General features: G+C 44.2%; 17 protein-coding genes. 4 read left to right on the plus strand and 13 right to left on the minus strand.

Annotated features, from left to right (window positions below; all coding sequences use genetic code 11):
• Window positions 1-98 precede the first annotated feature (98 nt).
• From ACXAGK_RS13080 to ACXAGK_RS13095, 4 genes are all read right to left on the minus strand, one after another.
• Window positions 99-569 (minus strand): hypothetical protein, encoded by a 471-nt coding sequence (locus tag ACXAGK_RS13080; RefSeq protein WP_474804042.1) that lies wholly within the window; start codon window positions 567-569, stop codon window positions 99-101.
• Between the two features lie 266 nt (window positions 570-835).
• Window positions 836-1,849 carry a DUF4097 family beta strand repeat-containing protein gene (locus ACXAGK_RS13085; RefSeq protein ID WP_474856559.1) on the minus strand — a complete coding sequence of 338 codons (1,014 nt, stop codon included), beginning with the start codon at window positions 1,847-1,849 and terminating at the stop codon, window positions 836-838.
• A gap of 13 nt (window positions 1,850-1,862) precedes the next feature.
• Complete coding sequence (locus ACXAGK_RS13090) at window positions 1,863-2,375, minus strand: hypothetical protein (protein ID WP_474856560.1); 513 nt, start codon at window positions 2,373-2,375, stop codon at window positions 1,863-1,865.
• On the minus strand, window positions 2,368-2,943 hold the full coding sequence (locus tag ACXAGK_RS13095; protein ID WP_474856561.1) for an RNA polymerase sigma factor: 576 nt from the start codon (window positions 2,941-2,943) through the stop codon (window positions 2,368-2,370). Before ACXAGK_RS13095 ends, ACXAGK_RS13090 begins: the two co-directional genes overlap by 8 nt.
• A 117-nt stretch (window positions 2,944-3,060) precedes the next feature.
• Here ACXAGK_RS13095 and ACXAGK_RS13100 point away from each other — a divergent pair, with 117 nt between their 5' ends.
• On the plus strand, window positions 3,061-3,711 hold the full coding sequence (locus tag ACXAGK_RS13100) for an MOSC domain-containing protein (protein ID WP_474856562.1): 651 nt from the start codon (window positions 3,061-3,063) through the stop codon (window positions 3,709-3,711).
• A gap of 517 nt (window positions 3,712-4,228) precedes the next feature.
• Here the strand turns inward: ACXAGK_RS13100 and ACXAGK_RS13105 are convergent.
• On the minus strand, window positions 4,229-5,359 hold the full coding sequence (locus ACXAGK_RS13105; RefSeq protein WP_474856563.1) for an MBL fold metallo-hydrolase: 1,131 nt from the start codon (window positions 5,357-5,359) through the stop codon (window positions 4,229-4,231).
• 272 nt (window positions 5,360-5,631) lie between these two features.
• Here ACXAGK_RS13105 and ACXAGK_RS13110 point away from each other — a divergent pair, with 272 nt between their 5' ends.
• Together ACXAGK_RS13110 and ACXAGK_RS13115 are read left to right on the plus strand one after the other, a co-directional pair.
• Window positions 5,632-6,321, plus strand: coding sequence for a response regulator transcription factor (locus ACXAGK_RS13110; RefSeq protein ID WP_269918471.1), 690 nt, complete (start codon window positions 5,632-5,634; stop codon window positions 6,319-6,321).
• Window positions 6,318-7,751, plus strand: a complete 1,434-nt coding sequence (locus ACXAGK_RS13115; RefSeq protein WP_474856564.1) for a sensor histidine kinase — start codon at window positions 6,318-6,320, stop codon at window positions 7,749-7,751. The genes ACXAGK_RS13110 and ACXAGK_RS13115 overlap by 4 nt, the downstream gene beginning before the upstream one ends.
• On the opposite strand, the gene ACXAGK_RS13120 is transcribed toward ACXAGK_RS13115, so the two are convergent.
• From ACXAGK_RS13120 to ACXAGK_RS13155, 8 genes are all read right to left on the minus strand, one after another.
• A complete protein-coding gene (locus ACXAGK_RS13120; protein WP_474856565.1) occupies window positions 7,720-8,859 on the minus strand; it encodes a PepSY-associated TM helix domain-containing protein in 1,140 nt (379 codons plus the stop codon). The two genes, ACXAGK_RS13115 and ACXAGK_RS13120, sit on opposite strands and share 32 nt — an antisense overlap.
• 13 nt (window positions 8,860-8,872) lie before the next feature.
• On the minus strand, window positions 8,873-10,918 hold the full coding sequence (locus tag ACXAGK_RS13125) for a TonB-dependent receptor (protein WP_474856566.1): 2,046 nt from the start codon (window positions 10,916-10,918) through the stop codon (window positions 8,873-8,875).
• A 95-nt stretch (window positions 10,919-11,013) separates the two neighbouring features.
• A complete protein-coding gene (locus ACXAGK_RS13130; RefSeq protein ID WP_474856567.1) occupies window positions 11,014-12,102 on the minus strand; it encodes an efflux RND transporter periplasmic adaptor subunit in 1,089 nt (362 codons plus the stop codon).
• 13 nt (window positions 12,103-12,115) lie between these two features.
• Window positions 12,116-15,301, minus strand: a complete 3,186-nt coding sequence (locus tag ACXAGK_RS13135; RefSeq protein WP_474856568.1) for an efflux RND transporter permease subunit — start codon at window positions 15,299-15,301, stop codon at window positions 12,116-12,118.
• Between the two features lie 371 nt (window positions 15,302-15,672).
• The gene (rplI, locus tag ACXAGK_RS13140; protein WP_012519953.1) at window positions 15,673-16,125 is read right to left on the minus strand and encodes a 50S ribosomal protein L9; all 453 of its coding nucleotides are present in this window, start codon (window positions 16,123-16,125) and stop codon (window positions 15,673-15,675) included.
• Window positions 16,126-16,151: 26 nt separating this feature from the next.
• Window positions 16,152-16,379, minus strand: a complete 228-nt coding sequence (gene rpsR / locus ACXAGK_RS13145) for a 30S ribosomal protein S18 (protein WP_012519954.1) — start codon at window positions 16,377-16,379, stop codon at window positions 16,152-16,154.
• A gap of 11 nt (window positions 16,380-16,390) precedes the next feature.
• Window positions 16,391-16,792 (minus strand): 30S ribosomal protein S6, encoded by a 402-nt coding sequence (rpsF, locus tag ACXAGK_RS13150; protein ID WP_014951120.1) that lies wholly within the window; start codon window positions 16,790-16,792, stop codon window positions 16,391-16,393.
• Window positions 16,793-16,993: 201 nt separating this feature from the next.
• The gene (locus tag ACXAGK_RS13155) at window positions 16,994-18,229 is read right to left on the minus strand and encodes a GAF domain-containing sensor histidine kinase (RefSeq protein WP_474856781.1); all 1,236 of its coding nucleotides are present in this window, start codon (window positions 18,227-18,229) and stop codon (window positions 16,994-16,996) included.
• 266 nt (window positions 18,230-18,495) lie between these two features.
• On the opposite strand from ACXAGK_RS13155, the gene ACXAGK_RS13160 reads away from it, so the two are divergent.
• Window positions 18,496-18,783, plus strand: coding sequence for a YebG family protein (locus ACXAGK_RS13160; RefSeq protein WP_474804007.1), 288 nt, complete (start codon window positions 18,496-18,498; stop codon window positions 18,781-18,783).
• Window positions 18,784-18,907 lie beyond the last annotated feature (124 nt).

Below are 18,907 nucleotides of genomic sequence, written 5' to 3' on the forward strand. Positions count from 1 at the left end.
ATGCACAAAAGTCAGTTGGATATTATGCGCTTTTAACGCACATCTCTCAACAAAGGAAGCAGGTCTTTTATCACGATAGCCTAAAAAGGCAGCTTAGGCTAAAGCGTTTTTTCTAGCTTCAAAAAAGTGCCATCTACCAAGGTATAAGTGTTGATATTTTCTTGAAAAATTAGTGTCGACCCTATAGTGGCGCCGTTATCTGAACAAGCCAAACTCACTTGGGTGATTGTGTCATCACTGAAGTCTAGTGAAGACGGAGACGTGCCAAAAATAGCGTAAAAGTCACTACCACTCATCTCTTCGGATGTATACACAGGCGACTCGCAAAAGGTTTGATCAAGTTTCGCCGTATCTTTCTCGTAGGTTACAGAGCGCCCAAGAAACTGCTCTGATTCAGCTGTTGAGTGAGCGGTAATGCCTACGTTGTAAGCTTTAGTAACAACCCAGGTTCCTTCGTAATAAGCGGGCTCTTGAACAGCACAACCTAAGGTTAGCGCACATATCCCAAACGCACCGATAATTAGGCTATGAAATCGCCAAAACCTTTTGACGTGTCCAATAATACTCAATTTACTCTCCGCACATAAAATTTATTAAAATCAGGTAGTTTAACGTAAAAGCCATATGAAAAGTTCACTTGAAGCCAGTTGAGTATAGAGCTTTAAACTTTCCCTATAGTTCTAACTAAGCGTCCAAATATCAACATTTAGCGACTAAACAAAAAAAGCTGCGTTTATACGCAGCTTTTTTATCACTACCACATACTCTGATTAATAAATGTGGTCTAAATTACTTTTTTCAAGCTAAAGTCCCTATCAAGCTTACTATAGCTTATTCATTTTCGATCTATTTCTATACGCCCGTGTACCGTTGAAATATCGACGCTCGCAGCACCGCCATTGTGTATAAAGCGCAACCAGCTTCCAGGCCCATACTTGGGCTTTTGTGCTTTTTCGCCGCTAATATTATTCACAATATTTCCACCTGCATGTGTCTCTATATCAAACTGGGCTGATACATCATCTTGAAAAATAAATTCCATCGCACCACCAACCGAATTAGCTTTAATACTGCCATTCGCATTCAGCCCCAACTTAGCAAAAGTACGACCGTTAACTGTATTTATCTGCAAGCTATCAATATTTTGCAACGATAGATCAATACGTCCATTCACTGTCTCAATTGACAAGTCAGGGCTGCTTGATGCTATATCGAGCTTTCCATTTACCGCCGTAAAACTTACAGGCGTGCTGCCTTCGTGAGTAGCTTCTATATCACCGTTAACCGTGCCTGCTTCTAACCTGCCTTTAACGTTCTTTAATAAAATATCGCCATTCACAGATTCAACCTCTACGCGCTCGCCAATGTTTTCCAGCGTCACATTGCCGTTAACGACCTCTACATCTACCGCTTTTGTTATTCCTTCAGCTTTAACGTCTGCGTTGACTGCGGTGTAATGAAGATCGCTTGCCGATGGCACGTAAATAGTTAGGTCATCACCATCTCGACTCTTCTGATACCAACTCTTTGAGTGGTGCTCCACCTCTACGTGAATAACAACAACATCGCCGCGCTTTTCGAAAATAAATTCTTCGGTTTGATCACCAAGCTCTCCTGTTACCCGAACCTGAGCTTTATCCCACACTCGGATATCAGCCTTTCCATCAATATGTTCAATATCAATTTTAGGAGAGGATGAGGTATCGATGGTTTTATCAACTTTTTCGCCCGCAAAGGCGGCAGTCGCGATGCTTAGTAATGCCGTAGTTAGCACAGCTTTAACCCCGTTAGATGTGCTGAACGTGTGCGTTAACTTATCCGATATTGTGTTTTTCATATTAATATTCATTTTGAAGCCCTTATTAAATTTGCTGCCACTTTGGCGCGTGCACTCGCTCAATTAAGGCAATTTGCTGTTGATATACGTGATGCAGCATTTTTATTAATGCTGAGTTGTCTGGATCGTCTTTTAACGCCGCTTTAATAACATCCGCGGCATCATCTAATTCTTTCAGCTGTTCCTGCCAGTCTTGGGTTAGCGCAGGTGTACTTTCATAACTTGCTAGTAGGCTGCTAACCTGCTGCTGCTGTTGGCTGCTCATTGCGTCAATTAACGCGTATCCACTGCTTCGATTTTCATCGCTTTTGAACGCAAAGGGAGCAGCAAACCACAAGACAGTGACCAAACAAACACTGGCAGCTATAGCCATCCATTGTCTTGAAGTTACCGTAGAACGTGAGCTCTCTTCATTTGAAGCATCGCTCTGTTGAGACGCTATCCCTAGCTCAATTCCACGCCATAGATCCCGTTCTGGATATTTCTCTTTCGATAACCCAGACACATGCTGAGCAAGCTTGTCATCAAAATCACTCATCATCGACTCCCATAAAATCTTTCAATAATTGCTTAGCACGAAAAAATTGCGCTTTGCTTGAGCCCACAGCCATGTTCAACATGTTGGCAATATCTTCGTGGCGGTATCCTTCAAGTGCATGGAGTACAAAAACCATTCTGGCACGCTCTGGTAGGCGAATAATCAATGCTTCTAAATCCACATCGGTGCTATTCTCTTGAGCCGGCATCTCATTAATGCCGCTATTTTCCAAGTTAAACATACGCTGTACCCAGCCTTTCTGCTTGCGCATGTAGGAAATGGTAATGTTTGCCGTTACGCTATGTAGCCACGTAGAAAACTGGCTTTGCCCGTCGAAATTATCGAGCTTTTTCCACAGCTGAATAAAGACTTCCTGAGACGCATCTTCGGCCATTCCTTTTTCACCAGTAAGCCGATAACACAGTGCGTAGACTCGGCCAACATATTCGTCGTAAAGAGCTCTAAACGCTTGTTTGTCGCCCTCTTTCGCCTTACATATAAGCTCGTGTTCGCCTTTGTTACCAAACACCACATTGGCGTGTACAACACGTTGTTGTGTGTGTTCCATTTTTTTCTCTTTGTTATTTGTGATGCTGATTAGCATTAGCACTTGTTAGTGTTATAAGGTTAGTCGTACCCTATAGTAGAAAGGTTTAAATACACAAAAATATTTTTTGGAGTTGCCATGTCTGCCACCTTTACTGTTAACGCTTTGTTTGCTGGAAAACCTCAGCCACTTGGGCCTCGTGGGGCACCAAGTAGCATTGTTAAAACCTCCGTCGAAAAGTTAACGGTACATACGGACAGAACCGATGAAGACGAGCAGGTCAACAAACGCCTTCACGGTGGACCGGAAAAAGTGCTACATCAGTTCAATCCGACCAACTACCTGACGTTAAGAAAGCACTTTCCTGAAGGCGAATTTTCGCTAGGCAGTATTGGCGAAAACATCAGTGTAGAGGGCATGGACGATGCCACCGTTTATATCGGAGATATCTGGAAGTTCGGCGATGTAGAGCTGCAAGTAAGCGCACCGCGTGCCCCTTGCAATAAAATATCTCAACGCTTTGGCATTCCCAACTTAGATAGATTTGTTGGAGAGCGAGGCATTACTGGCTGGTATTACCGGGTGATTAAAACCGGTACCATAAACGTTGGCGACGAAGTAACACTACTGCACCGTGAGGACGATACCGTCAATGTCCACACCTTAATGCAGTGTGCCCATACGAAAGCCGACAAAGCATTGGCTCAAAAGCTAGCTAAGCTAAAACCGCTTGATGATGAGTGGCGCGGAAAATGCCAAAAGATTGCGGATAGAGTTGCGGATAAATAGAATAGTTTGAGTAGATAGCCTTGCCATCTCCGTCTTGAAAAAGAGGTAATTCATTGTAAAAAAACGGAGAAACTTCATTTTCTAGGCGGCGAAGTATGGGAGGCAATTTTGATGGCGTATTTACATAAACCCAAAGTGCACAGCGTTTTGAGTTACAGGAAATGTAATAGCCCACCTCTTCTTTAGCGTACGGCTCGAAAATTTGATTGAGTGCGTTATGCATTGAAGCGTACTGATAATTCTCGGAATTAGAAAGCAGGTACTCCATATTAACCCTGCAGTTGTCTATGCAGCTTTTATAAGGCGCTGAGAGTTGAGCAGGCCGCTCGTTTATCAGATATGTCCAAATTCCGAGATAACTGCAAAGTACAATAGATAAAGTAATAAAAGCACTACTTCTTAATCCAGACACCTTCAATCCTTGAAAATAAAACCAGTTCTTATTTGATTAAAGAATAACCACAATAGTAAACTTGGGCAAGTCTATTAGTAATAATACCTGTATAACAGATAGCTATTAAAAAGACACTTTCTCACCTTCATTCAAAATAATCCATGGCATTGAAGGATTGAGCTGCTTTTTCATTTTCATCAGTCGAAACAGCGCAGAATGTGAGGTTTTGTCGCCCATCATCCATGTGGCGTTTCCAAAGCCCCAAGGCACTACGACTCTACAGCCTAGGTCTTGGGCCGCAATAATGGCATCTTCTGGCGTAGTATGTACCTTGCGATACCATTTAGGTGAGGTTTCGCTGAAATAAGACGCTATGGGTAACAGGCAAACATCAATATCACCAAAGCGAGCTTTAATATCTTTGAAGTGAGGTGAGTACCCTGTATCCCCCGCAAAAAATAAGGTGTTACCTTCATGTTCAAAGACCCAGCCGCCCCATAATGTTGCATTGTCGTCCTCATATAAATACGGCACCCAAATTCGGTTACTGAAGTGATGAGCCGGCACAAAATGTATTGTAGTTTCGCCAATTTGTTTACTCGTATACCACGCCATCTCGTTAATGGTATAGCCTTTGGCAGGAAAATGCGCTGCGAAACCTAAAGGGACAAGGTATTCGGGCTTTGTGCCTAAATTGGCAATATCGGCTTTATTAAAATGATCGTAATGAATATGGGAATAGACCACTGCACCGGTTTGAGCGAGTTTGTCTTCATCTACCTTAGCGGGTTCGTTGCGGCTGAACCCTTCTGCCAGTCGAAAAGCCCAATTAACGGGCCAATCAAACTGCCCAAACACAGGGTCAATAAGTATTTGCTCACCACTTGCGGTGTTTAGTAAAAAACTTGCGTGCCCTAACCATGTGACATTAAAGCCGGTGTGTAAGTTCACTGGCGGGTTGTTGCCAACAAACTGACAATTTTGCATGTCACTTTCACATTCAATATCTGTAGACGCTGGATAGCAATCATCAGTACAGGTGACGGGGTAAGTCTTAAAACGGCCGTAAATATTGCTAAATCTATCCTCGAAGCCCGGTGTATCTGAGTACTTAATTACCGCTTCGTCACTATCAACCTGAGTAACCTTATTCGGCATTGCGCACCCTGTCACAATAATTGAAATTAAAACAGTGGCTGCAACAGTCGCTAAAAACGTCCTCTGCTTTGTTAGCTTATCTAAACAGCTCATCATTTTTAGTATTCCGTCCTTGTAATTCAATTCTTGCAGATAAAGGCTTAAATCTGTCGCTATATCTATATTCCATTAACTCCCTTATAAGAAAGCCGCTTTTGAAAAGCTTGCGCTAGAACACAGCATCACGATAGCCACCATTGTAAGACAAGAAAACAATCGCTTAACAGTAAATTTGTAACAAGATAAAAAGTTGAATAGAGCAAAACCGAGAAGTTGCAAATGATAATTATTATTAATAATATAAACTAAAATTTATTTCTTAAGCCGTTATGTGTAAAACCCGAATACTCATTATTGAAGATGACGCCACGTTAAGTGAACAAATTACTCAGCTACTACAGGCTCGAGGATTTGACACTCGCCATGAAAACGATGGTCATGCCGGATTGCACGCTGCGCTCGAGGAAAACTTTGATCTTGTGTTACTCGACATTCGCCTTCCGTCGTTAAATGGTCTCTCATTGCTGCATCAACTCAGGCAAATTAAACAAACACCTGTAATGATGATTACGGCATCTGGTGCCGAGCAAGAGCGAATTGAAGGCTACCGCAAAGGCGCAGATGACTACTTACCTAAGCCCTTCAATTTTACAGAAATGATGCTTCGCATCGACGCAATACTAAGGCGTAGCAAAGCGATGAATAGTTCGGGTACGCAAAAGTCAGAAATATTAGTTGATGTGCTTTACCTAAATCGCATTCAACAAGTAACTAAGTATCACGCTAAATTGCTCGAATTCACCCCCATACAATTTAAGCTTCTATGGATGCTTGTAGAAAACAAGGGCGAAACCTTGAGCAAAGCATTTCTTTACCACAGTGTGCTCAATAAACCCTTTTCTCGATATGACCGAAGCCTAGATATGCACCTTTCTAGAGTACGCAAAAAGTTAGTTGAAACGGGTATGCCCCCTGAGCGCCTTGCCACGGTTCATGGACAAGGATACCGCTTTTCGTGAAAAATAAATTGCTTTGGCGGCTATGTGCATTCATCGCGGTTGGCACTGTTTTGCTATTTTGGGCCATTGCTTGGCTTACTAATCACACCGAAACTAGCATGAGCTTTCTAGATAAGACTCATCAAGAAACCCTTTACGCCTACGGGAAGGAAGCCGAAAAAATCTATCTGGAAAAGGGAGAAGAAGCGCTAGCCGTTTTCTTAAAAGAGATAAGGACGAAAGAGAACACCTGGCTTGCTGTGCTTAACTCTGAAATGACAACATTCGCTGATACCAAGATGTTAGATGAGTTTGCTGATAGGTTTCAAATTGGGCGGAGCCCTGAATGGAAAATACATTTGTATTTCTCTGAAAACCCTGTAATGGAAGTGCCTTTTGTAGACAACAACACGCACTTTTTGATTCAGCTTCCACAGCGGATGCGCCCAGGCTCGTTATTACTCGCCACCCGTCTATCATTACAAATTGCATTACCTTTAGTCATACTAAGTCTATTGAGTTTTATGCTTTATCGACATGTTATGACACCGCTTAAGCAGCTAGAAAGGGCAACAAAAGACTTTGCTAACGGTAACTTAGAAGCTCGGGCAATGGCTACGATGCCCGAGCGAAATGATGAACTGACTACACTTGCTCAAACCTTCGATAAAATGGCGCAGAGAACAAGCAGTCTCATTTATAACCAAAGAAGTTTGCTTGCAGACCTTTCTCACGAGCTTCGCACGCCTCTTGCCCGCATTGATATGGCGATAGACTTTGTAGAGCAAGACATTAATCGTGAACAAGCCCTTTCACGCCTGCGCTATGAAGCAAGTACGATGAGAGAGCTTGTTGAAGATACCCTAACTTTTGCATGGCTAAATACAGAATCTCCACAATTAAATAGCGATGACTTTGACTTGGTAGAGCTCATTAATGTTATTTGTGAAGATGCCCGCTTTGAATACCCTGATAGAACCTTATGCGTAAGCACGCCGGAATGTGCGAGTATAGAAAAAAGCAGTCAGCTTGCTTTGGGGCAGGCATTAGAGAATATTGTCCGCAATGCTTTGCGCCATACCCCGCAACAAAGCAAAGTAAGCGTGACCTTGGTCAGCGATAACAATAACTACGTTATCACTGTTACAGACGAAGGCACTGGTGTCCCTGAATCAATGCTTGACGCCATATTTGAACCTTTTTTCAGGGTAGACAAGGCGCGTGCAACGAAAAACTATGTTCATGCTGCAAAGCGCTCTGGGTTTGGCCTTGGGCTTGCGTTGGCGAAACGCCAAATTGCCGCTGTAGGCGGTGACATATCTGCGTGCAATCGCGTCAACAAAGGAGATGAGCAAAGCAATAACTCTTATCTAAATGGCGCAACAAAGCAGACAGGACTGATGGTCACCATCACCCTGCCTAAGTTTTCTGATGCGGCTTTCGCAAATTGAGAAGCCTTTTCATACCAAGTAGTGTGCCAGTATAAACTAAGATACAGCAAAGCAAGCTAACCAGTCCTGCTATAGTCTGGCCTGCAAAGCCGAAGTATTCTCCGGTATGTAGAAATCGAGAAGTGCCCCAAGCCTGACTTCCTTTTGGCCAATCTGTTTTGTGTAGAACTTTAGCGATTTCACCAGTACCTGTGTCGAAATACAGAGAATATGCTAGCTCTTGACGGTGCCCGATACTCTTATCAATATAAAATCGTGCAACACCCTTACTTTTACCAATTTCCATCCACATGGAGTACCAATCCTGATAGCCATGCTCATTGGCGTGTTGCTGTGCTTTATTAAATAACATGTGGTAACTGACAACGTCGGCGTCTAGCGTTTCGGGCATTGCCTTCTTTTCGCGTGCAGGAACTTGTTCACCATACATGCCATACAGTGCCTTGTTAGCCCATTCAAAATAAAACAGCGTAGCCGTCGTTCCAATCACAAGTAAAAAAGGCAGTGACCACATACCAAAAACAAAATGCCAATGTCGGCGTCGATGTTGTTTGTTTGTGTATTTTTGTCGCAGCCACATTTGCTGCTTTAAGGACTTTTTCGATATGTGTTTTGGCAACCAAATGATGACACCCGATAACAGCAAAAAAATAAAAATAAGATTGCTATAAGCCGTTATGGTTTTGCCAATTAATTTGTAATCGCCTTCCATTAAGAGGTATCGATGGAGGTCAGTGATGAAATGAAATACTTCTTCAACAACCCCTTCTCCCTCTCTTAATATGTCTCCGGTATAGGGGTGAATAAGATAACTATGCTCGCCCGCCCACGCCGGAATGGCCGCTCCTTCGCTATTTACCCATCGAACGAAGATATGCGCTTCGTCAGGGTGCTTTTCGCGAAGTATTGATACAACTTGGTCAGTCGAGATCACCGGCTTTTCAATATCAATGGTTTGCGCATAAGCCATTTCACTTAGTTCTTTAAACTGGCGCTCGTAAGTTAGCAATACCCCAGTAAAAGCCATGATAAAAACGACAATGCTGGCCAACAAGCCAGCAAATAGGTGGGCCCAAAAGACCCACCTTTTAAACGTGGAAAAGTTCATTTAATAGCGTTACTTAGAAATCGTAAGTCACTGATAAACGGATATCTCGCCCAGCTTCTTGCGGACCAACAACGCTTGGGAATACTTCGCTGTAATCACCCACACTTGAATGGTCGATATAGGCTTCATCAAACAGGTTAGTAACAGCAAGGTTGACGCTAAGATCATTCGTTACTTCCCATTCGCCATAAATATCCACTAGGGTGTAGTCTGCTTTGTTAAGTGAATAAAGCGAATCAGTCCAGCCATTTTCTAGGGCCTGATGAAGGGTATCTATATTGATATCATCAACCATAGTAATGTTGAAGCCAATGCTGATGTCACCCGTAACAGTATAATCTGCACCAAGCACCCAGGTATCGCCGCGGCTATTACCTAAGCCCACAAACTCGTACCCGTTAATATCGATGCTGTTATACGGTACGCTGTACAGATCTTCACGAGGCATCAACTCAACGTCTACGCTTGAAAACCCAAAGTACAGGTCAACAGAATCCCAACGGTACGCAAGGTTAAACTCTACGCCAGATGATTCTAGGTCGCCGATATTATTAAATACCGAGTTACCTTGATAACCGCTAAATAGCACATCATCAATGGTAGATTCATAAGCGCTAAGACGCGCGTTTAGATTATTGGCACTGTATTCAATTGACGCTTCGATATTGGTAACAGTTTCAGGCACAACGTCGCTAGCAACAACAGGAACGTCTTCGCCATCGTATAAGTACTCATCTAGGGTGAAGCCATCACCAATTTGCTTGCCGCGAGCCGCTTCTGCGTAGCCAAGACCAAGGGTCCAAGCTTCGGTAAGCTGATATTCAAGACCCACGTTAAAACTAAGTTCATTGTCGTCTAGTCCAGATGGCTCATCGGTAACGGGTGTGCCGTAATAGTCATCAATAAGAATTTCTTGCTGGAAGTCAAAATTGTCATAACGTACGCCATAACTTAGCAACAACTCTGGCGTAATATTGCTATGAGCCTGAGCATAGATACCTAGTACGCTACCTTCTTCTGCATTTTGAACAGGGCCTGTTCCTGGGCCACTCTCTACTTCGTCTTTGCGATAATCGATACCATAGGTAAATACGTGGTTAGTAACGTCGCTCGTATTTCTAATATCAAACCCATAGGTATCGATATCAGATAAGAAGTCAAAGCGACCGCCACGGAATGACGATGAAGTTTGATATGCTGTAGCTTCTAAAAACACCATCGCACTGTGGTCAAAGCGGTAGTTCGCAACATAGGTATCACGCTCTGCTTCGCTAGGATAAAGCGGGGCACCTTCTAGTACTACCCAGTTAGGTCTTGCCGAAAACTCACCTTCTTCATCGCGCTGCTCTGCGCTTATTGAAAGGTATTGATTATCCGCAATGTAGCCACTGGCTTTAAAAAACATGAGATCTTGATCTGCGACAGTACCTAGTACTTCATTGCCGTCACCGTCTTCAAAGTTATCTCTGTCAACCGTGCTGTAATAACCTAGTAAGCCCCAAGTGTCGCTTAGCTTTCCATAAAGGCTACCACTATATCGGGTACCATCGTTTGAGAAATAACTCGCTTTTACTCGACCACCAAATTGTTCGTCTTCTTTTAATAAATCCTGTGCATCTTTGGTCTTGAAGCGAATTGAACCGCCTATAGCACCTGGGCCGCTGGTTGCTTCACCGGCACCAGCCTGCACATCAATTTGCTTTAAAAGATCAGGGTCTAAAGTAACGCGACCAATGTGGTGAAACAGCGTTGAGGTTTGCTGCGCGCCATCTACGGTTACATTCAAGTACGCGTCTTCTAGCCCGCGAATAAAGATTTTTTGTGCTACACCCACTGAACCGCCAACGCTGACCGACGGCGACTCTCTAAAAATATCCGCTAAGTCATTTGCCTGAAACTGGTCAATATCTTCCGCAGTAATGCTTAAGTTAGTTGCTGCGCCTACCACAGCAACTCGCTCTATAGACTTGGCTTCTTCGTTTTGGTTTTCTAAGGACTGCGCGAATATTACTGGGCTGGATAGTGTGCACACTGCACCAGCTAAGACTAACTTTTTCAAGGGTAACTCCATTTGACAATCAACAACTACAAATAAGAAACATTCTCATTAAGTTTTACCTAAATGGATAGCATTTTTACAATTGTTACACTTCCTCAATTTTTCGCCGTCAAAGACTTCCGCTCATTGTTGTAACGTACTTTCTGGCCTGCACGCAGGCGTTCAGCTCCTCTCACCACAACCGAGCGCTTCGGGTTCACATCGCCAAACACTTCAATTCTATCGCCCATGCCCACTCCTGTTGTCACCTTTACTTGCTCAGCTTCGTTATTTTCATTTAGCTGATAAATAAAAGTACCTGATTTTCTTAGTACCAAAGCGTCGCGGGGTATGGTGACACCATCATGAGTATCGCTGCTAGGCAACGCCACGCGTACTGCACTGCCTATAGGAAAGTCACCGGGGTTGATGGCAATTCGTAACTCCATCATACGCGATGTACTGTTGCCTACCGGGACAATGGCGCGAATAGATTCTTCTACTTGGTTCACGTTATTGTGAACACTTACGCTCATGCCATTAGCAATATAGGGTAATACGTTAAGCGGTGCGCGTACCTGAACTTCAACGCTATAAGGGTTTACCACACGAAGTAGGGTTTGCCCTACTCCTGTGTATTCACCCGGCGACTGCAGCCTTTCAACCACCAAGGCTGTAAAGGGAGCACGAATACTGCTTTGTGCTATCCGATATTCGGTGAATTCTAAATCCAATTTGGCTTGCGCTAACTCCTGCTTAGCATTCTCTAAGTCTGCTTCCACTTCCTCCAACTCACCTCTTGAGGTGTTTTGACTGGCCTGAAGGTTTTTGTACCTTGTAAGACGTTTGGTAAACAGTTCAACCTGCGACTGCCATCTGGCAATATTTGAGGCATTTTGATTGCGGGTAATACTTAAGCGAGTATCGTCGACTTTAACTAAAGGCTCCCCCGCTTTTACCACATCACCTACCTCTGCCATCCAAGTAATGCGACCGTCTACCTCTGAAGCCAGGTTTGCATCAATAACGCTTAGTACCGTTCCAGGAACCCAGGTTAGTTGTGAAATCGCTTGCTCTCTGGCTTCATCTATTTGAACCAGCACCGGCGGTTGTTGATTGCTATCCTGTGCTTTTACGCTCAACGACACACTGCCTGTAAGCAAGGCAAACAAACTAAGGGCGAGAGTAGAAGTCATTGCTTTCATGGTTGTCTTTTCCTTACACATGGTCGTTGTATTTGTTTTGTTTTACGGTGGATGAGGTAGTCGGCGAAGCGCCAGATCTCTCTATGCGCTCGGCCAAGGGTCTGAGTATATTTACAGATGACTTTGAAGCCGTCATACGCAGTAAGGTAGGCAGTAATAGCAAGGTAAATACGGTACTCACCGTCATTCCTCCCACAATAACAGCCGCAAGACCTCGGTAAATAACGCTGCCTGCACCAGGTAGTAACAGCAGCGGCAGCATGCCAAAGATTGAAGTCAGCGTGCTCATAAAGATAGGTCGTAAACGTAGTTTGATGGCTTGTTCTACAGCGTCGTCACGGGTCAGCCCTTTTTGCTCTCCTAGGCGAGTCTGATGCACAAGCAAAATGGCGTTGTTTACTACGAGCCCGAGCAAAATAATGAAGCCAATCATGGTCAGCAAGTCCATGGGCTGAAAGGTAAACATGTTCATGATACGAATAGCGATCACCCCGCCCACCGTGGCTAGCGGAATAGAAAGTACTACCAGTACGCTGTCTTTTAACGACTTAAACAGCCCCGCCATTAATAGCAGTAGTAACACCATGGCAAAAAGAAAGTTGTCAGCCATCGAGGCAATAGCGCCTTTTAAGCTATCCGCGCTCCCTCCATAATTAATAGCGCCATCGATAGGCATCATGGCCATAATGGCGGGCTCAACCTCAGAGGTAATCACTTTCATGGCTTCTTCTAAACTCATACCCTCTGGCGGATTTACGTTTAGCGTAAGGGTTCTTCGACCATCAATGCGCTGAATACGGCTTGGTCCTACCGCTCTTTCAATACCTACCAGTTCGCCTAATTGCACCACCTCTCCTGACGGCGTCATGACTGGCGTGCTATTTAAGTCTTCGGGTGTAAACCAAGGTGCTGAGCGGAAGATAATATTCATGCGTTTGGTGCCATCGAAATACTCCCCCACATACATACCATCACCCATGGCACGTACTAGGTTCCCCATACTGCCCCGATTTAACCCGACTTCCATCATTCGGCTATCATTAGGGTAAAAGCGTAGCTCGGGTTCGGCTTGCTCTAGTGGGGGATTCGAACGCGCATTAGCGTTAGGGAAAACTTCTCTCAATTTGTCTAAACCTGCCTGAGCAGCAATGCCGAGCATGGCCTGATCGGTGCCTTGTAGATGAATGTCGATTGACCGACCGTTTCCAAAGCCACCAAACAAATTGCCTTGTTGTGAAAAGGTTTGAGTATCCGGCAAATCCTTTAAAATTTCATCGCGAACAATGGCTTCTAACTCTTTGACCTTAGACTGATCTTTAGCGCGCACGCCTAAATTTCCGCCATTTGGCCACGTAATAATGTAGTAGTTCTTAAGCGCTGGCTGCTTTTCTCCGTCCATATAGGGCTGCAGTCGCTCAACGATAATTGGCATCACTTCTTCACTAATAAAGTTTTCACTGGCACCTGCAGGCAAACTTAAGAAGGCGTCAACGGCATCGCGTTTTACGGGCGGCAAATAATCCATGGAAGGCATAAGCAAAACACTACCTGTAATAGGCACGCCCATGAGCGTTATGACTAATACAAGGCGGCGAAGCGGCGTGCTTGATAGCGACATAATAGCGTGGGTTATCTTAGCCCATACCCGCTGTAAGCTATCAGCTGGCATGTTGCCATTAAGGTATCTAGCGGCAACGACAGGCAATACCGTTACCGCAACCACTAGCGACATACACACTGCAATGGCAATGGTAAGAGCGAGGTCAGCAAACAATTGCCCTTCAACATCTTCCAAAAACATGACGGGAATAAAAATGGCAACGGTGGTGGCTGTTGACGCCATGAGGGCACCAAAAACTTCCCTCGTTCCCCGATGGGCACAATCCTCCATGTGCGTTTGTGAATTTGGGTTGTTATTGTCGACTACGGTTTCGGCGCTCTTGCGCGTTCTTACAATGTTTTCCAGCACGACAATCGCGGCATCTAGCACCATACCTACCGCAAAGGCGAGTCCTGCTAACGAAATGATATTGAGCGAGCGACCAGTAATCTGAAGCACCACAAAAGTGCTAAGTAGTGAGATAGGAATGGCCAATGCCACAATGAGCGTTGCCCGCAGCTGGCGCATAAAGAGCCAAAGCACGGCAATAGCAAGCAGCACGCCTATAAACAAATTGCTGGTAACTAGCTGCACCGCTCTATAGATAAATACTGAGGCATCGAAGCTTTGCGCCATCACCAACTGTTCAGGGGCCAAGTCCTGCTCGTTTATTTGCGCTACTTTTGCTTTTACGGCTTCTAAGGTAGCAAGAACATTGGCGTTGTTTTGTCTGTCTACGCGAATAGAGATAGCCGGATTGCCGTTTTGCACACTGTAGTTTGCACCGTCAGCGCGGGTGATTTTAATTTCGGCGATGTCATTTAGAGTAATTGGGCTACCATCTCGCCATTCAAGGATCATTTCACCCATTTGCTTAGGCTCGTAACGACCTTCAAAACGCAGGGTATAGCGTCTTCTACCCACATCGACAAAGCCGCCTGAAATATCATTCGCACGACCCAACTCGTTAGCGACTGCCGTTAGGTCAATGCCTAACTGCGCCGCTTTAAACGGGTCGAAAACAATTTGAAACTCCTCGACGCCGCCAACCCCGCTTTCCATACGCGCTCTTGCAACACCCGGGATAGATTCAAGCTGAGGTTTAATGACATCAGTAAAAAAGGTGACATAGGTATTAATTTCGTTTGGATTGCCCGGTAGGCGCTGAAGAAAAAAGTAGGTCAAAGCGGGCGCGTCTCCCCCACTTCCAGCAAGCATAATATTCGGCGATAGTGCATCGCGAGGTAGTGGCGGCACACGGTTCATGCGGCTAATCACTTCAATAAGCGTTTTCTGCATGTCCGTATCTAAACCAAACTCTAGGTTTATCCACGCGTTGCCTTGGTTTGCCCATGCATTCATCGACTCAAGGCCTGGAATTCCCTGCAGCACTTCCTCTTGAGGCTCAATAATTTCCGACTCAATCTCTTGGGGCGACGCAGCGCGCCAAGAGGTCTGGATGTTAATATTGGGGCGTTCGATGTCAGGAAATAGCTGTACCGGTAAATTAAACAGGCTATATAGACCTAAAAATACCAGTAGCGTTATTCCGATACCTACCCCAGTCGCGTTTTTTATTGCTTGCTTAGTGATGTCCATAAGATGGCACTTATGCTTTTTATTGTTTGGTTTACTATAGGTCGCAGGAATGACAGAAAAAGTTTAAAGCCATGACACTAAGAATTTCAGCGATTATTAACATTTTGTTTAAATACCGTTTAAAAAACGTTATTTATCGCAGATGAGTGGACCTCAAAAATACGCCATTTGTCGGCACTGGACATATTTGCTTACACCCACCGTTAATTAGGCGTCGCGACGTGGAGTGAGGGTAGGGATATTTTAAACTTGCCAGCACCTTCTGGGTGGGCAATTATCTATACGGATTGGTATTGTTCTTAAGTATCGAACAAAAATTTAGAGCAAAAAAAAGCCGCTCTAGGAGCGGCTTTCTTAAAATACGTCAGCGATTACGCTTCAGCAATGATGATCACTTTGATTGAAGTGATAACGTCAGAGTGAAGTTGTAAGTCGATGTCATACTCACCAGTCTCACGAAGAGTACCAGTAGGTAGTTTAACTTCTGCTTTTTGTACTTCAACGCCAGCTGCAGTGATTGCATCAGCGATGTCACGAGTACCAACAGAGCCAAATAGTTTACCTTCGTCACCAGCAGGAGCTGCGATTGTAACTTCAGCAAGCTCAGCAACTTTTTCAGCGCGTGCGTTAGCAGCAGCTAGTTGCTCAGCAATTTTCGCTTCAAGTTCAGCACGACGTGCTTCAAACTTTTCAACGTTGTCTTTAGTTGCAGGAACCGCTTTACCCTGTGGGAAAAGGAAGTTACGAGCGTAACCAGACTTAACAGTCACTTGGTCGCCCAGGCCGCCAAGGTTGGCGATTTTATCTAGTAGGATGATATTCATCTTAGCTAACCCTTATATTCGCCAAATTACTTGTGTGAATCAGTGTACGGAAGCAACGCAAGGAAACGTGCGCGCTTGATCGCAGAAGACAGCTGACGCTGATATTTTGCGCTTGTACCAGTAATACGGCTAGGGACAATTTTACCGCTCTCAGTGATGTAGTTCTTAAGAGTAGCGATATCTTTGTAATCAATCTCAGTCACACCTTCTGCAGTGAAACGGCAGAACTTACGACGTCTGAAAAAACGAGCCATGGGTGATCTCCTTAAGCGTTGTCTTCAGTGGTTTCAGTTTTCTTTTCCGCGCGATCTTGGCGAGGAGCAGAATCGTCACGACGCTCACGACGAGGCTCTTCTTTCATCATTGGAGAAGGCTCAGTCACAGCAGTCTTAGTGCGCATAACCATGTTACGTAGGATCACGTCGTTGAAACGGAAAGCATTTTCCAATTCATCAACAGCTTCTGCAGACGCTTCAGCATTGATTAGTACGTAGTGGGCTTTGTGCAGCTTTTCAATTGGGTAAGCCAGTTGACGACGGCCCCAATCTTCTAAACGATGAATCTGACCACCGTCTTGCTTTAGGATAGTAGTATAACGCTCGATCATACCAGGTACTTGTTCACTCTGATCAGGGTGAACCATAAATACGATTTCGTAATGACGCATTATAGCTCCTTACGGTTGTAGCCTCGACAGTACAGCCGACTGTATGGAGACAAGGAACGAATTGGGATGGCTGTAAGGGCGCGCATTATACGCACACAAACATCGTTGCACAAGCATTAATCAACTTTGGCGATTATTTTTGCGCTAACTATTATTGACAGAGCTCGTATTGACAGTGCTTGTATCAATCGCGCTTCGCGGTTATTGCGAAACGCTTTCAAATGGAAGAGAAGAAACACGGGTTAAAGGAAAGCAAAGGGTAAATTCTGTGCCGTTAAAATCAGAAGTCACGCTCAACGAACCTTGGTGCGCCCTTGCAATTTCTGATGCGATAAATAACCCCAACCCTAGCCCGTCGTTTTTTGCACTGCTTTCTTTACGCCAGAAAGGCTGAAAAAGACGCGCCTTAGCATCATCAGATATTGGTGTACCGCTATTTTGCACGCTGAGAATGAAATCGTTTCGGTTGGTGATGACTTTCACATATACCGGATGCGCTTGGTCGCCGTGAACCAGAGCGTTTTTCAATAAGTTAGATAAAAGCTGACACACCCGTTTTTCGTCACAGACCAACTGCTCGGTAATATCGATATGTGTTCTGATAGTACAATTAGGGTAAGCAGAAGCTAGCTCTTCAGCCGTGTAATTCAATTGTTGCGCTAAACTGGTTGCCTCTGCCATTTTCACAGGTAGCCCCTCGCCCATACGGCTATAAGTAAAGTCCATAGCATCTTCAATTAAACGCGTCATCCTCTGCACACTATTCTTCATTCTCGATACAGCTTTGAATACAGGTACTTGAACCGTACTGGCTATTTGACTGTCTTTTATTATGTCGTCAAGAAAGCTGATACCAATTTGAATGGAAGATAAAGGGGTCCGAATATCGTGACCTAAAATAGCAATATACTGCTCTTGAAGGCGGGCAATATTTCTTGCATCGGTTAGCTGAGCCTGTGAACGCTCCATCTGGTCTTTTAATAAAATTTGACTAGATATAAGTTTAGCGAAAGCGCTAATTTGCCCGTGAACAAGCTCGTTACGTAACTCTCTAGGTTCTGGGTCTAGGCCGCAAAGCGTTCCAAAAAAGTCACCATTTGCATCGTAGATAGGGTAGGAGAAATAACTTTCAAAACCATACATAATAGGAATGGGATTATCACAATATTCACTATCAGCAGAAGCATGATTAATCACTATCTGTTTTTTGCTGGCTCTTACGGTTCTACAAAAGGTAGTTTCAATCTCCAAATGATCGCCAGGCGTTAGACCAAATTCTGCATTATCTAATACGGCACACATTGTCCATGCTTCTTCGGTGACTCTCGCAACACAGATGAAACGCAAATCTAAGCTACTGGCCAATATTTGCATTATATGAGGGACTGCTTCGATTGCATCGATAGCCTGAATATCTTGTTGAACAGCTTCACTCACTACCATAACTTTAGAGTTCCTTTTTCGAGAGCGCGCTTACGAACGCTACATTTCTACTGTTCCAGGTGTGTCGGACGCCGAAATAAATTACTAATTTACGGTTTTCGAGGACTTTGAATCCAAGCGTACATGAAGCTGCCAAACTACACTAAAGTATAATCAGCGGCAATGTTACCGATAATGACAAGAATATTTTCGGATAACTGTTTATTTATACAGTATTTTACTGTACAGTTTTTGTGTCTTTAATAAACAGGGGACCTACCATGGCCATTACCACACAGTATGTTGTTACGCACAAAGGGGTAGAAAAATTGGTAACTACCGACAAAAAAGAAGCGGATCAGTACGATAAGATGCTTGATGCAGCAGATAACCTCGCCGACTATATTCATGCTAAGGGCATTAAGCTAGACGATAGCGTGATTGAAGAACTCACAATCATGCTGGCGAAAAACAAAGATAAAGTCGGCAAAATATTCAAAGGCGCTACAGCAGAAAGCGTATTAGAAGATGAAAGCGCAGAAGTAGTAAAGCTGCAGGCCAACGGCTGATAATGTAGCTCAACTCGCCCTCTATGTCGTTATGATGAACAATAAGTGAGAGCAACTGCCGCTTTAAATGCGTAAGTTCTGATAACATGTCTTTGCAAAGTGATGTTATTTGATAACATCACTT

The organism is Alteromonas sp. ABM1_013, from assembly GCF_056160505.1.